Genomic DNA, 13990 nt, shown 5'->3' with positions numbered 1-13990 from the left:
CTGTTTTAGCTTTTCTTCTACAACCGATAGGTTTTTCTTCGCGGCTTCAAAGTTAGGCTTTTCCTCTAGCAGTTTTTTATACAAATCAGCCGCATCTTCTAATTGACCATTTTGAGCGAGCGAGTTGGCGAGGTTATAGCGGCCGTTAAGGGAGGCATCATGAGAAAATGCTTCGATAGCGGCTTCGTAGTCACCTTTTTGATAACTGGCGGCTCCTTTCCAGCTTGGGTTTGTAAATAGGTTTTGCGCCTGTTCATACTCACCTTGCTTGTAGAGTTCCGCTCCTTGTTGGTCGGCATTTAAGAACGGATTAGCTTCTGCATGCGGTGTCCACGTTACTGGGACTACAGTCGCAACTACCATCCAAATCAGGCCGCGTCGAAACAGTAAAGCCGCAGGAAGAAGTAACAACGGCAGTAACCAAAAGCCACTGTTGAGACGAGAATCAGTTTTAACTTCTTCGCTTTGGGTCGCAGAAAGCTGGCTACCAATGTTATTGGTAAAGGCCGCGATGTTTTCAACGTCACGGTTGGTGTGTTGAATAGGAACAAATAGGCCACCAGTCTTATTCGCTAGCGTTTGTAGATTTTTCAGATTTGTTTTCGCTACGACGGTTGTGCCTTGTGCCGTTTTTAGCAGAGAGCCGTCGGGCAGCGCGATAGGTGCACCGTTAGGAGTCCCGACGGCAAGAACAGAAATGCGAAACTTTGTACCTTGGACTAAATCTAACGCGCGAGACAGCTCTGACGTATCAAGATCATCCGCTAACACGATGATATCGCCTTGTTGCGTGCCGGCTTGAGAAAACTGGTTGATCGCAAGTTCAATCGCGGCAGGCAGGTTTGCTCCTTGAAAAGGCATCAGCTCTGGTGACAAATTTTCGATAATGCCCGCAAGCGTACTGGAATCAGTTGTCAGTGGACTTAAGTTATAGGCATCGCCAGCGTAAGCAATAAGTCCAGTGGCTCCCTCTTTCCATTTTGGCAGCAAATCGAGCGCCTTATAACGTGTTTGTGCTAGCCGATTGGGTTTGATGTCTGTAGCAAACATAGAGCGAGACATATCAAGTACCAAGATACGGTTTTGGTTTAACTCAAAGCTTGGTCGAGCATTGGACTGCCAGCTTGGCCCCGCTAATGAAATGCAAGTTATTGCCCAAGCTAAACCCCATAGAGTGAAGTAATGCTTAGACTGCGTGTTTTGTCCGAGCATCCGCGATAGGTGAGGGGCAATCAGTGTGGACTTTTGGGCTCTAAATTTGTGATTAAGCAAGAGTGCTATAGGGATCACGATGAGCCCCAAAAGCCAATAAGGATTGAGGAAAATAAACTCAGCCATGTTTTCTCCTTAATAGGAATAACAATACCGATAATACAAATGCAGCGCTTAATGGATATGGAAACCATTCAGACTGTGGGCGCCAAGTTTGTGTGTCGCTAGATACGGGTTCTAGCTGGTTGATTGTGTCATAAATCTTTTCGAGCTCTTCCGTATCTCGCGCTCGAAAATATTGTCCACCTGTCACCTCTGCCACTTTAGTCAGTGTTTGTTCATCTAAGTCGGCTGCGGTGTTGACTTTGCGAGTCATGAAAAACTCTTTCACCATCATTTCACCAGCGCCCACGCCCACGGTGTAAATAGTGGCGTTGTATTTTTTCGCAATTTCCGCTGCTTCTAGCGGCTCGAGCACCCCTGCAGTATTGTTGCCGTCACTGAGCAAAATCATGACTCGTTGGGGAGCATCACTGTCTACAAAGGTTTTTGTGCCTAAACCAATACCATCACCAATGGCGGTTCGTTGACCAACCAAACCGATGACGGTTTGATTAATCTGTTGCATGACGCTTTTTCGGTCTGCAGTGAGTGGTGTTTGCAAATAAGCATGGTCGCCAAACAAAACAACTCCGAGACGGTCACCTTTTCTCTTTGCTACGAAATCAGACAGAACTTTTTTGACTGCTGTGAGGCGATCGATATATTCGCCGTTGAGTTCCATGTCTTCCTGCTGCATCGAACCGGACAGATCGACGACTAACATCAAGTCCCGATATTTGGGTTGGAATTCAACGGGATCACCAAACCAAACTGGACGTGCACAAGCGACGACAAGAAGGCCCCAGATCGCGATTGAAAGCGCTTTTTGCAGCGCTTGCTTAGGTTTGCTGCTATTCTCATTAGTCGGTAAGTACGCCAATTTGATCTCGGCTTGTTGAGATTCTTGTGGCAGGAACTTGTATACCAGCCAGGGGATGGGCAACAAAAACAGTGCCCACCACCAGACAAATTCGATGTTTAGCCATTGGGCAAGATCGGTTATGAGTGTTTGCTCAGTCACGGTTATTTGCCTTTTTCTTTGGTGGCAAAGCGTAGGTTATCCAAAAGACACAATCGTCTACCAAGCTTTGATGCTGCCCTTGGGAAGAATTCTGATACAACGCTTCTTGCCATTGATGTTGTTTGTCTACGAATCGACTTTCTTTGGTATGGCTATCGAGAAATTCATACCAAGCGATTCCGGTTAATGGTGCGATCTCTTCACGCGGAAAGTAACTCAATGCTGCCTGGCGCAATATTTCCAGAGCAGAAGAGGGGGTATGAGGCGCGGTAGGTTGAGTTAAAAGTGTTAATGCTGTCTTTTTTGCGCGTAAGTGTTTTTTACGCCATCTCACATAAAGACAAATGCCGAAAACGAAGAGCAAGGTGGCTGCAAGCACCACCCACCATCCCCAAGCGAGCGGAAACCAATCCGGTGCGTTTGGCAAAATCAAAGGTTCAAGGTCTAGGCTTTGGTTGTTTGTTGTCATTATTATTACTGCTTAATAAATACTGCTTGTCAGTTTGTTAGCTTAATTGTGAAATTAAGGGCCAGCCACTTGATAGCGTGTTAAATGGAATTGCTATTGAATGGCATTGCTGCTTAATGGTTTCTTGATGTTGGGTAAAATGGCTTTCGAGTTCTCTTCGTTGTCCTTTAGAGCCAAAGTTAAACCATTGACTATGCAGCCCATCCGAAGCTTTCACTTGACCTCTAAAGTCTGTTTCGCCTCTTTCTAACGGATCATAAAACTGAACAGCCCTTACGCTATTGTGTTGTTTGAGTCGACGTAGTTGTGCCAGTTCCGTTGGTATTACGTGGGCAAAATCACTGAGCATAATCAATTCGCTGCCTTTTGGGGTGAGCGTATGAAGTGTCTCCAATACTTGTGCATACGGCAGTGTACGAGTGTCGTTGCTTGCAGTACGAGTTACTTGCGCATTATGTATGTCGACTATGGCGTTAAGAATCCGCAGCCCTTGTCTTTGTAAAGAAGAGGGGCGAAATTCAAGACATTGATGTCCGTCATCAATCACTGCGCCGATGCGATCTTTTTTAGCTAGAGTTAGCCAAATTAGAACACTGGCAAAGTGGGCCAATTGAACGGATTTGAGTACATACTTAGATCCAAAATGTAGACTAGAACTTAGATCAAGATAAAGAATGACCGCTTGCTCTTTATCTTCTGCAAACAACTTCGTATGTGCTTTACCGGTCCTAGCGGTGACTCGCCAATCAATGCTGCGAATATCGTCGCCAGGTTGATATTGGCGCACCTCCATAAAATCCATACCTCGCCCTTTTTGGCGACTGGTATGGTTACCACTCATCTGCGACCAGAGACTCTGTGCTGGTGGTAACCAACGTACAGATTGAGTGCGATATTGGAGCAGCTCTTCAAGGGTTAATGTCACCCCATTCGCATGAGGTGGTAATGAATGTGTAGCGGACATATCACTCACTCGTTTATGCACTGCCAACAAGGTTTAGCAGTTTATCGATGACCTGGTTTGCCGTAATGCCTTCAGCTTGAGCGTGGTAACTCAACAATAAACGGTGGCGCAGTACCGGATAAGCCATGGTTTGAACATCTTCCGGAGAGACAAAATCACGACCAGCAAGCCAAGCGTGCGCACGTGCACAGCGATCAAGAGCGATGGTAGCACGCGGACTCACACCCATTGACAACCATTTGTCCAACTCAGTGTCATATTTGTTGGCTTGACGTGTCGCCATAACTAAACGGACGATGTACTGCTCTATCGTTTCTGCCATATGAATATCCAACACTTCTTTACGTGCGGTGAATATATCTTGTTGGCTTAACATTGGGCGTTCAACCTTTGCTTCGCCTTTTGCTTCTCCGCGGTTAATACGCAAGATAGATAGCTCATGCTCCGCATCTGGGTATTCCACTTCTAAATGCAATAAAAAGCGGTCTAGCTGCGCTTCAGGAAGGGGGTAGGTCCCTTCTTGCTCTATCGGGTTTTGAGTTGCCATAACCAAAAACAACTCTGGCAGCGGGTAGGTATGACGACCTGCTGTGACTTGTTTCTCTGCCATTGCTTCAAGCATTGCCGCTTGTACTTTGGCTGGTGCACGGTTTATCTCATCCGCAAGAATAAGCGAGTTGAAGATAGGACCTGATTGGAAAGTGAATTCTCCGGTTTCGGGACGGAAGATATCGGTGCCGGTTAAATCGGCTGGCAGCAAATCAGGGGTGAACTGAATGCGGTGGAAGTCGCCTTCAACACAGTCTGAGAGTGATTTTACTGCACGGGTTTTTGCTAACCCAGGAGGGCCTTCAACTAAAATATGCCCATCCGCAAGAAGCGCAACAAGCAGTTGCTTTACCAGATCTTGCTGTCCGATGATCTGCGACTCTAAGTATTGCTGAAGAGTTTCGAAGTTAGATTTATGCATGCTTTGGACTCTCGGTATCCATATGATTTTCGTGTTGAGTATTGGTCATTTTCCATGTGAAAAAAGTTCCAACGCTCTATTGCAATTTATCTTTTCAATATTGGGACGCTACAGAGAATTGCAAGTACGTGCTATCTCTGAAAGTGCTTATTTGACAGTGTGTTACATTTATTTTTCATAATATAATGAGAAATGCCTCTAGTTTTGTACATATGAGCCGATAAAGATTCCGTGGTGTGCGTGTCATGAGATATGCACCTGATTCCCCTTGTGGGGCCAATAACAAGTGATTCTTTTAAAAGGTCCGAATATGTTGAAACTTCATTCCTTGAGCATCAAACAGAAGGTTGTACTTGGCATTACGTTTGCTGTTCTAGCATCAACAATCATTGTTGGTGTTATGGCTCAGCGTCATGCGAGAGATGTATTGAGCCATCGTCTTATTGACATCGAGCTACCTGCGATGTTGCAGCAAATCAATACCGAAATTGACCGCGAAGTTGTCGAAATGCAACAAGCGGCAAAACAGCTGGCTACAAACGAATTTATTGTTGAAGCCCTATCTAATACAGACCGTGATCCGTCAGTAGAAGTTCAGTTGGTTCAGCAGCTCAATAACGTTAAATCACAGTATGGTCTTAATGATGCGTCGGTAGCGAATCGTCAAACGGCATATTACTGGAATCAAAACGGATTCTTACGTCAACTTAACCGAACGCAAGATGCTTGGTTCTTTGGATTTACGTCGTCTGGTCAAGAAACGTCCGTGAGTGTGTTCCAAGAGGCAAATGGCGAAGTGAAAATGTTTGCCAATTTCCAAGATCTTAATGGTACATCAATGTCAGGTCTCTCTAAATCTATGGGAGACATGGTTGCTTTGCTCAATGGGTTTAAAATTGAAGATACGGGTTACGTGTTCCTCACTAATGAACAAGGCCAGATTCAAATACACCGCCAACAAGGTAAGAACCAAACTTCTATCACTAAACTATTTGGTAGTGACGCAAGTGCGCTGTTGAACAAAAATAGCTTCAACCTAATTAATGTGGAGTTTGAAGGGCAGGATACTTTTGTTTCTAGTTTGTATGTTCCTTCAATGAACTGGTTTGTTATTGGCGTGGTTCCCGTTGATGAAGTATTCGCAGACCTGAATGCGACAGCTAAAAAAATGCTGTTTACGACCATCATTGTTGCCGTTGTATTCATCCTCATGGGCGTATGGTTGGCAAACAGCATTACGAAACCAATCCGACTGATTGCCGATCGTTTTACCGACCTTGGGCAAGGTGAAGGCGATTTGGCGCAGCGTATTGAAATTAAGGGTAATGATGAAATTGCTCAGCTTTCAAAAGGCTTTAATGGATTTATTGAGAAGATTCATGCCACGATGAAAGAGGTTGCCTTAACCAGTGGCTCATTAAGTCAAGCGGCAGAAAGTGTGTCAACGAAAGCAACATCCACACACGACAACAGCCAAGAGCAGCGTGATCAAACCATTCAAGTAGTTGCAGCTATCAACCAAATGGGTGCGACCATCAGTGAAATTGCATCGAACGCTGCTACCGCTGCTGATACGGCAAATCAGGCTTCAGATAACACTCAAACTGGTCGAGAAGTTGTGATGAAAGCAAAAGAGGTGATCAGCCGCCTAGCCGATGATGTTGAAACAACCAATATTGTTGTTACGCAGTTGGCATCGACAACCAAAGATATTGGCTCGATTCTGGGTGTAATTCGTGACATCTCTGAGCAAACGAATTTACTTGCGCTAAACGCTGCAATTGAGGCTGCTCGTGCTGGTGAGCAGGGACGTGGTTTTGCGGTTGTTGCTGATGAGGTAAGAAACCTAGCTTCACGCACGGCTGATTCTACAGAAGAGATTCAGCGCATGATCAATCAGCTTCAAAGTGACGCACAAGACGCGGTAAATGCTATGGAAGCGGGCAAAGCGGTCACCATAGAAGGGGTTACTTCTACCGATGAAGCAGTCGAGGTATTAATCAGTATTTCTGAACGAATCACCGACATCTCTGATCGTAATACACAAGTTGCAACGGCGACGGAAGAGCAATCCACGGTGGTGCATACCATTAATCAAAATATCGAAGAAATCAACGCGATAAATGAAATGACAACCGCGACAGCAGAAGAGTTGGCGGATGCAAGTCGCGATCTTCAAGCGCTCTCTTCTCGTTTAGACAAGATGGTTGGTAGCTTCAAGTTATAGAGTTGGATAGAATAGGCGAAGTTTAAAAGTTCAATCATTAATTTTAGGTAAGTACTATGAATGACTTCGAAAAAGAACTAGAGCAAATTTCTCAAGAAACCGCTCAGGAGCCAGAAGTAAAACTGCCGTCGCTAGAAGAGCAAAAAGCGATCGTCGCTGAGCTGAAAAAGCTGGAAGCGGAAGGTAAGCTGACGCCAGAAGTGTTAGAACAACACTTTGGTAAGTTTAACCAAAAAAACGCAGTTCCAATCCACTAAGTTAGGTGGTGTTTTGCCTCTAACGTGCGTGATTAAATCACCTGCTCAAACACAAAAAGGGAGTTTATACTCCCTTTTTTAATGTCTGAAAAATGCTAATACCTCTCATATACTTGCCACTTAAAAATTATTGACACTTCAATGAGTTATTAATTAGTACTAGTGATTTTCATACTTGACAATACTACCGCTCTATCTAAATCTATTGCGTATTTCAATAAAAACGACCAAGGGAATGCGATCAGGATGGAGCAGCAAAAAAAAAGAAACGTTATTTTAATCACGGAGGGAAGTCTACAGTCATCTCTGTTGAAAGATGTATTGGAGACCAAACTCGGTATTAGTGTTGCTCTAATCACGCCAGATAATCTGATTCACGGAGTGTTACATGAATCTCTTGCATCAGCCATTATTGTTGATTGCAGCGTGATCACGGATGAAATTTTTCGCCGTTATGCGGAGTTTAAAGCCGCCAAGCAGAAAGACACGCTTGAAATCTTAATTAATTGTGAGCAATCCATATCGACAGAAGATCTCTTTGCTTGGCGTACTTTGGCCGGTATTTTCTATACCTCTGATGATATAAAAACGTTGCAAGTTGGTATTGGTAAGGTGCTTCAAGGAGATATGTGGTTCAGCCGTAAGTTTTCTCAGCAGTACATTACTTACCTTCGTCGACATTGCAAACCTATAAATAAGAATGTTTCCGCTATTCTGACCAAACGAGAGCAACAAATAATTACCTTTCTTTCCATGGGGGCGTCCAATCAACAAATCGCCGAACAATTATTTGTCAGCGAGAATACGGTAAAAACGCATTTACATAATATTTTCAAGAAGATTGATGTGAAAAATAGAGTTCAAGCACTTATTTGGGCAAAGGAAAATATTTCAGACAACTCGTTAACGGTGTAATGCTATTGCAATATTAGGTTGCCTAATTTAGTAAACTCTTAATAATTTCTGTGACCTGAATGTGTTAAAAGTGTTTCTTTTATGAGAAACACTTTTTTTGATTCTCTTTTTAATAACTTTAGAATTTAAAAAAGTAGCAAATAACTTTACTCTGTGAACTAGCACTTACATATCAAACTAAGTGCTGACGATTAACTACTAATTTAAGAATGTTAAGTCACTGAAAGTATGAGAAACATTATGGAACAGTATATGGAAAAGCCTGAAATCCTAATGCTCACTCAACAAAGTTTACAGAGTGAAAACTTTAAGGAAATGCTTTCTAAAAATACAGAAACTAAAATAACGATCATTGATACTAAAAACCCTAGCTATCATGAACTCATTCCGGAACGCTACTTTTTGCTTGTTGATTTTTCAGTTGAGATTCCTTCCGAAACTTTAGTTTATTTAAAAGATAGTAATAAAGTGCTAGGAACCATAATGCTTAATCTAGGTTATGACTTAGACACAGAAGAACTCGCTTCTTGGCCTCATGTAAAAGGTATATTTGGTCCAGGAGATTCAATGGACAAGGTTTGTCAGGGATTAAAAGCAATAATAAAAGGGGATAACTGGCTGTCTCGAAGATTACTTGATCAGCTAGTAAATTATTATCGAGGTAGAGAAGCAAATAACATTATCGAACCTGCTATTGAGGTTGAGCTTACTCGGCGTGAAGTTCAGGTTTTAAAAATGTTGAAAGAAGGTGGTTCAAATATGGAAATCGCTGATTATTTATTTATCAGCGAGCATACTATTAAATCACATCTATACAATATTTTTAGAAAGTTAGAAGTAAAGAACCGTACGCAAGCTACAAGTTGGGCTAAGAGAAACCTGTAGTACTAGTATTAACTTGCTGTAATAAAAAGAAAATACTCTATAAAGTACTAAATTTTATATTTATTATTAAAATGTCAGTCTGAAATATCATCCCATATTCAAACTTATTCCTATTCAGTTGACTATTAGACTTCTCATGTCGTGACGAATCTAGTCAGACGTGGAACAGAAGGTCTATTCAATTAATAAGCTAAGAGGGAATAAAAATGAGCGCAAGTGACAATGACACGTATTTAGGCGATGCAGGTGTAAATAACCAATTTGCTGATTTCGATGGCGGCGATGATTTGTTTATCGGTTTTGGTGGTAATGACTCGTTTGTTGGCGGTGGCGGTAATGATTATGTGATCGGCGGCGACGGCGATGATCGCCTAACTGGTGGTGCTGGAGATGACATCCTTAGGGCTGGTACAGGAAACGACTACCTCGGCGGTGGTACCGGTAATGACTTGCTGTTGGGTTTGCTGGGCGACAATAAATTAAATGGTGGTGTCGGTGAAGATATTCTTGTTGCTGGTTCTGGTGACAACGTTTTAGTTGGCGGCAGCAATGGCGATAAGTTTGTGTTCACGGATAAGTTTGGTGGCCATGGCGAAGCCAAAGTTGTTGATTTCACCATTGGTGAAGACTCTTTGCACATCATTAGCGACTCTGTCACAGACTTTGGTGATTTAAGCTTTAGCTACGATGCAGTTGGGAATGCAGTGTTTACCGATGGGGCTGATCTAACAGTGAAACTTATTGGCGTGACTGAAACTGACATCAACACCTATGGTGCTGATCTGTTCGTAATCTAAACGACTGAAAATAACTCTGGATGGGAATTAGTTTGCGTGGCTCTGCCATGCTGAGGTGCACTAATCGGACACTCTAGAGCGATTTGAGGTTACCTTAAGCTAGGCGCTAGTATTTCTGGCGCCTACAATTTTCACGTTAAACGGAAGTAGTCGTGCAAAAAACGGTTTTCAAAGAAGTGAAACAAAAACTATGCACGCTTGCGGGCTTGCTGATCGTTTTTAGCCTTCTTATCAACTTATTGGTTCTCTCGATTCCGTTGTACATGCTTCAAGTGTACAACCGAGTGATATCCTCCTACTCAACCGATACTTTATTCTTGCTCACTGTCATCGTAATTGTCGCGCTGTTAACCATGTCCATCATCGACATTGCACGAGCACAAATGAGTAAATCTTTTGGTTATTGGATGGATACAAAACTCTCCGCTTTCATGCTCAAGCGCACGATTCAATATCAATCACATACCGGGAAGAGTTATACCTCGCAAACTCTGAGAGACATTCAGAACATCAAAAGCTTTTTGAGCAGTCAAGCACCTTACCCACTGTTGGATGCGCCCTGGACACCGCTGTTTATTTTATTTGTGTATTTATTGCACCCGATACTAGGTCACATCGCGTTACTTGGATCTATCGTATTGTTTAGCCTAGGTCTACTTAATGAGCTGATGACGCGTAAAACAATGCAAGAGAGCGAAGTCAGAGCGATTTCTCATATCAACAACGCTGAATTAGCCACGCAAAACTCCAATTCAATTCTCGCAATGGGGATGATGAATGCATTTTTAGAGAAGTGGCAGTCGCGCGTGAGTGAAGTGAATGTGCTTGAAGAGCGAGTTGCAGGTAAGTCCATCTACATGGCTAACTTTTCTAAGTTTGTGCGTGGATCACTACAGATATTTTTGCTGGGAGGTGGTGCATGGTTAGTAATCCAACATGAAATCACGGCAGGGGCGATGATCGCGAGCTCCATATTAATGAGTCGGGCATTATCGCCGATGGAGCAGGCGATAGGCACGTGGCGAAGCGCGATGTCTGCTAAAGGCGCCTATAAAAGGTTGAAAGAAATCGATGCGATCGTACGCCAAGATGAATCAGATATGCCACTGCCTAAACCAAAAGGACACTATGAGCTTACCGGACTGGCCTATCGCCATCCTGGAGCAACCGAACCAGTGCTCTCATCGATCAGCTTATCGATTCCTTCGGGTGTTGCTGTTGGGGTGATTGGCCCTTCTGGTACGGGTAAATCGACGTTTGCTCGGCTGTTATTAGGTACGGTTAAGCCATTAGCGGGTAAAGTGACTCTTGATGGAATGGAAGTCTCCGTATGGGCATCTGAAGATCGCGGCGTGCATTTTGGGTATCTCGCTCAAGAGGTGGAGTTATTTCCTGGCACAATTCGAGAGAACATCGCGCGCTTTAAAGAAGAAGACCCGGCTAAAGTCATCAAGGCGGCGCAACTAGCAGGATGTCATGAATTAATACTCAAGAAAAACAAAGGCTATGATTGCATTATTGGTGAAAATGGCCGTGGTTTATCTGGGGGGGAAAGGCAGAGAATCGCTCTTGCAAGAGCCGTTTATGGCGACCCATCTATTGTGATTTTCGATGAAGCGAATGCCAACCTCGATGGTGAGGGAGAGGCTGCGTATCAACGTTTGATTGCCCATTTAAAAGCACAGAGTACAACGATTATCGTCATTGCCCACAATCCGAGTACGTTACGACAAATGGATAGGCTGTTGTATTTGGCTGACGGCCGAGTCAAGTTATACGGCGCTAAAGATGAAGTATTAAAACGTTTGATGGGCGAAGAAAGAACAGATATCCCAAGGGTAAGAAATGAGCAATCAACTGCCAACCGTTAATCAGAGTTCTACCGAGATCGTATACCGTTTTAGCCCCAAAGCGAGACTAAGCTTTCGAAAACCAATTTTACTTGGTGTGGTGACCTTAAGTGTTTTTCTTGGAGGCCTTGGCTACTGGGCTGCAACAGCCAAATTAGAAAGTGCAGCGATTGCTTATGGTGATTTGTCTGTTCTCACTAAGAGACAAGAAATTCAGCATTTAGAAGGCGGTATTATTGAAAAGCTATATGTACAGGAAGGGGATTTAGTCGAAAAAGGTCAGTTATTAATTCAACTTTCTAAGCGTCAAGCTATGGCTAAGTTGGATTCGTTAAGTGGTCGTTTTATCCATACTCTAGCAAAGGAAAACCGTTTAAGTGCGGAGCTTGATGAGCTTCCAACGATTGTATGGTCTGATGATCTTGAAAGCATTCCCCGTGTCGATATCGTACAAGAAGCACAACTGGTTCAAAACAAGATCTTTGAAGCGAGAAAGCGATTCTTTGATAGTAAACTGAGTATCATTGAGCAGAGTATTTCTGGAGCAAACTTAGAGCTTGAAAACCTTCAGCAAACCAAAGTGATTGAGACGGAACGGCTCAACTTTATTGCTGAAGAAATAGACAGCAACCAAGCCTTGGTGCAAAAAGGTTTCTCGGGAAAATCTACTTTACTTCAACTCAAGCGCTTAGCAGCGGAGGTGAGAAGTACCTTAAGCCAGTTAGATAGGCAGTCGCTCACCGTTAGAAAAAGGTTAGATGAGAACCTAGCGCAAATTGAAGAGTTGAAGCTTGAAAGGCTGAATGAGATTGTCGAGGAACTACGAAATACCAAAACGGAAATTGTCGCAATTCGGGAAGAATATCGCTCCGCTCAAGATATTGTCGCAAGAACAACGATCAACGCACCTATTTCTGGTCGCGTAGTCAACATGCAAGTGTTTACCGAAAAAGGTGTGATTGGCTCGGGTGAAACGTTACTAGAACTGGTCCCGCAAGACGATAAGTTGTTAGTCGAGGCTCGTGTTAATCCTCAGGATATTGATTTAGTGAATCCAGGCCAGCAAGCGCATGTTCGTCTGACCGCTCTGAATGCACGGACGTTGGCACCTTTAGACGGTACTGTGCTGACGATTTCTGCCGATAAGCTCTCGCAAGAAAACCAAGAAGATTTCTATCTCGCTAGAATTGCAATTTCACCGGAAGATGTGACAAAACATCGTTTAACCTCAGGCATGAATGCCGAAGTGCTTATTTTATCTGAGCCACGAACGCCATTGAGCTACCTAATAAAGCCAATTACAGAAAGCATGAATCGCGCCTTCAGAGAGGAGTAATTTCAAAAAGACTTGAGTGAGCACGGACAACAGACAAAATAATTTGTTATCGTTAGCTGTTACTGGGCCGTATTTTTATTCGAGGGAGCCGTGGAATGGAGAAAGTGCAGTTAGTTGTCGATTTTCTTCTCACTCATAAATTGATTTTTACCGCACTGATCTTTGCGATTATGTGGTTAATTCGTCGTGCAATTTTATCGATGATTCGTGGTGATCACGCTTTTCTCTCAGAAGATCAGCGTAGTTGGATGTCCAGAACTAAAAATGGCACCTTTGCTGTTACATTACTGATTTTATTTATTTTATGGCAATCAGAAATTAACGAGTTTGCTCTGAGTGTAACGGCGATTGCCGTTGCCATTGTAGTGGCATCCAAAGAAATCATTTTGTGTTTTACGGGTTCGATTCAAAGAGCAAGTTCGCGTTCTTTTCGCGTTGGAGACTGGATTGAGGTCGGGAAGTTATGCGGTGAAGTGATTGAGCACAATATGATGGCGACGGTGATTCAAGAGATCGACCTGCATCATGGGCAATATCATTACACCGGCAAAACAGCGACATTGCCTAATAGTATGTTCTTTACCTATCCAGTAAAGAACCTCAACTTCATGAAGCGGTACGTTTACCACAACTTTTCTGTAGTGGTGAAAGACTTCGTCAATTTGTATCCACTGCTACCGATTTTAACTGATAAAATTGAAGAACATTGCAGTTACTTTGCTGATGTTGCACATCGTTACAATGCGATGATTGAAAAACATGCCGGTGTTGACCTTCCTGGTTCTGAGCCACATATGCATATTTCTAGTAACATTAATGGTGAACAAATTCTGCACGTGATGATTTTCTGCCCAACCGATAAAGCGAACCACTTAGAGCACTTAATTCGTAAGGACTTTATGGAACTTTATGAGCAACGTTTTCCTGTAGTGCGAGAAGAATAGAGCATCGTACTTCGCCTTTAATTTTAAACCCCGCTATCAAA

Annotated in this window: 13 protein-coding genes; 8 read left to right on the top strand and 5 right to left on the bottom strand. The window is 43.2% G+C overall.

Translation table 11 applies throughout. The annotated features are described in order from the left end of the window. The 5 genes from R7Q39_RS00745 to R7Q39_RS00725 form a co-directional block, all read right to left on the bottom strand. Window positions 1-1338 (bottom strand): VWA domain-containing protein (locus tag R7Q39_RS00745; RefSeq protein WP_318075655.1); only part of this gene is annotated, 1338 nt, incomplete at its 3' end. Beyond that, complete coding sequence (locus R7Q39_RS00740; RefSeq protein WP_318075654.1) at window positions 1331-2335, bottom strand: VWA domain-containing protein; 1005 nt, start codon at window positions 2333-2335, stop codon at window positions 1331-1333. The genes R7Q39_RS00740 and R7Q39_RS00745, both read right to left, overlap by 8 nt. After that, window positions 2328-2804: a DUF4381 domain-containing protein gene (locus R7Q39_RS00735; protein WP_017821862.1), complete on the bottom strand. Its 477-nt coding sequence runs from the start codon at window positions 2802-2804 to the stop codon at window positions 2328-2330. The genes R7Q39_RS00740 and R7Q39_RS00735 overlap by 8 nt, the downstream gene beginning before the upstream one ends. Window positions 2805-2841: 37 nt before the next feature. Continuing rightward, window positions 2842-3768, bottom strand: a complete 927-nt coding sequence (locus R7Q39_RS00730) for a DUF58 domain-containing protein (protein ID WP_017821861.1) — start codon at window positions 3766-3768, stop codon at window positions 2842-2844. A 13-nt stretch (window positions 3769-3781) separates the two neighbouring features. Beyond that, entirely contained in the window at window positions 3782-4738 is a 957-nt protein-coding gene (locus R7Q39_RS00725; RefSeq protein ID WP_017635415.1) for an AAA family ATPase, read from the bottom strand. 310 nt (window positions 4739-5048) lie between these two features. Here R7Q39_RS00725 and R7Q39_RS00720 point away from each other — a divergent pair, with 310 nt between their 5' ends. From R7Q39_RS00720 to R7Q39_RS00685, 8 genes are all read left to right on the top strand, one after another. Next, on the top strand, window positions 5049-6965 hold the full coding sequence (locus R7Q39_RS00720; RefSeq protein ID WP_053303850.1) for a methyl-accepting chemotaxis protein: 1917 nt from the start codon (window positions 5049-5051) through the stop codon (window positions 6963-6965). Between the two features lie 56 nt (window positions 6966-7021). Beyond that, on the top strand, window positions 7022-7222 hold the full coding sequence (locus R7Q39_RS00715; RefSeq protein ID WP_005375165.1) for a restriction endonuclease subunit S: 201 nt from the start codon (window positions 7022-7024) through the stop codon (window positions 7220-7222). A gap of 246 nt (window positions 7223-7468) precedes the next feature. Next, window positions 7469-8137: a LuxR C-terminal-related transcriptional regulator gene (locus R7Q39_RS00710; protein ID WP_021707603.1), complete on the top strand. Its 669-nt coding sequence runs from the start codon at window positions 7469-7471 to the stop codon at window positions 8135-8137. Window positions 8138-8365: 228 nt separating this feature from the next. Beyond that, window positions 8366-9022, top strand: a complete 657-nt coding sequence (locus R7Q39_RS00705; RefSeq protein WP_318075653.1) for a LuxR C-terminal-related transcriptional regulator — start codon at window positions 8366-8368, stop codon at window positions 9020-9022. Between the two features lie 206 nt (window positions 9023-9228). Beyond that, the gene (locus R7Q39_RS00700) at window positions 9229-9819 is read left to right on the top strand and encodes a calcium-binding protein (protein ID WP_005375168.1); all 591 of its coding nucleotides are present in this window, start codon (window positions 9229-9231) and stop codon (window positions 9817-9819) included. A 152-nt stretch (window positions 9820-9971) separates the two neighbouring features. Further along, window positions 9972-11690: a type I secretion system permease/ATPase gene (locus tag R7Q39_RS00695; RefSeq protein WP_213915556.1), complete on the top strand. Its 1719-nt coding sequence runs from the start codon at window positions 9972-9974 to the stop codon at window positions 11688-11690. Continuing rightward, window positions 11665-13005 carry an HlyD family type I secretion periplasmic adaptor subunit gene (locus R7Q39_RS00690; protein ID WP_005383906.1) on the top strand — a complete coding sequence of 447 codons (1341 nt, stop codon included), beginning with the start codon at window positions 11665-11667 and terminating at the stop codon, window positions 13003-13005. Before R7Q39_RS00695 ends, R7Q39_RS00690 begins: the two co-directional genes overlap by 26 nt. A 95-nt stretch (window positions 13006-13100) precedes the next feature. Continuing rightward, a complete protein-coding gene (locus R7Q39_RS00685) occupies window positions 13101-13949 on the top strand; it encodes a mechanosensitive ion channel family protein (RefSeq protein WP_005375171.1) in 849 nt (282 codons plus the stop codon). Window positions 13950-13990: the final 41 nt, after the last annotated feature.

Origin of the sequence: Vibrio sp. 947 (genome assembly GCF_033339115.1) — a bacterium.
GTDB lineage: Bacteria > Pseudomonadota > Gammaproteobacteria > Enterobacterales > Vibrionaceae > Vibrio > Vibrio alginolyticus.
Note: the sequence above shows the minus strand (reverse complement) of the source record. Positions and strands in the feature narration are given on the sequence as shown.

Bases quoted from the DNA above. Each gene is read 5' to 3' on its own strand.
- R7Q39_RS00735 (WP_017821862.1), bottom strand. From the start codon at position 2,804: ATGACAACAAACAACCAAAGCCTAGACCTTGAACCTTTGATTTTGCCA.
- R7Q39_RS00730 (WP_017821861.1), bottom strand. From the start codon at position 3,768: ATGTCCGCTACACATTCATTACCACCTCATGCGAATGGGGTGACATTA.
- R7Q39_RS00725 (WP_017635415.1), bottom strand. From the start codon at position 4,738: ATGCATAAATCTAACTTCGAAACTCTTCAGCAATACTTAGAGTCGCAG.
- R7Q39_RS00720 (WP_053303850.1), top strand. From the start codon at position 5,049: ATGTTGAAACTTCATTCCTTGAGCATCAAACAGAAGGTTGTACTTGGC.
- R7Q39_RS00715 (WP_005375165.1), top strand. From the start codon at position 7,022: ATGAATGACTTCGAAAAAGAACTAGAGCAAATTTCTCAAGAAACCGCT.
- R7Q39_RS00710 (WP_021707603.1), top strand. From the start codon at position 7,469: ATGGAGCAGCAAAAAAAAAGAAACGTTATTTTAATCACGGAGGGAAGT.
- R7Q39_RS00705 (WP_318075653.1), top strand. From the start codon at position 8,366: ATGAGAAACATTATGGAACAGTATATGGAAAAGCCTGAAATCCTAATG.
- R7Q39_RS00700 (WP_005375168.1), top strand. From the start codon at position 9,229: ATGAGCGCAAGTGACAATGACACGTATTTAGGCGATGCAGGTGTAAAT.
- R7Q39_RS00690 (WP_005383906.1), top strand. From the start codon at position 11,665: ATGAGCAATCAACTGCCAACCGTTAATCAGAGTTCTACCGAGATCGTA.
- R7Q39_RS00685 (WP_005375171.1), top strand. From the start codon at position 13,101: ATGGAGAAAGTGCAGTTAGTTGTCGATTTTCTTCTCACTCATAAATTG.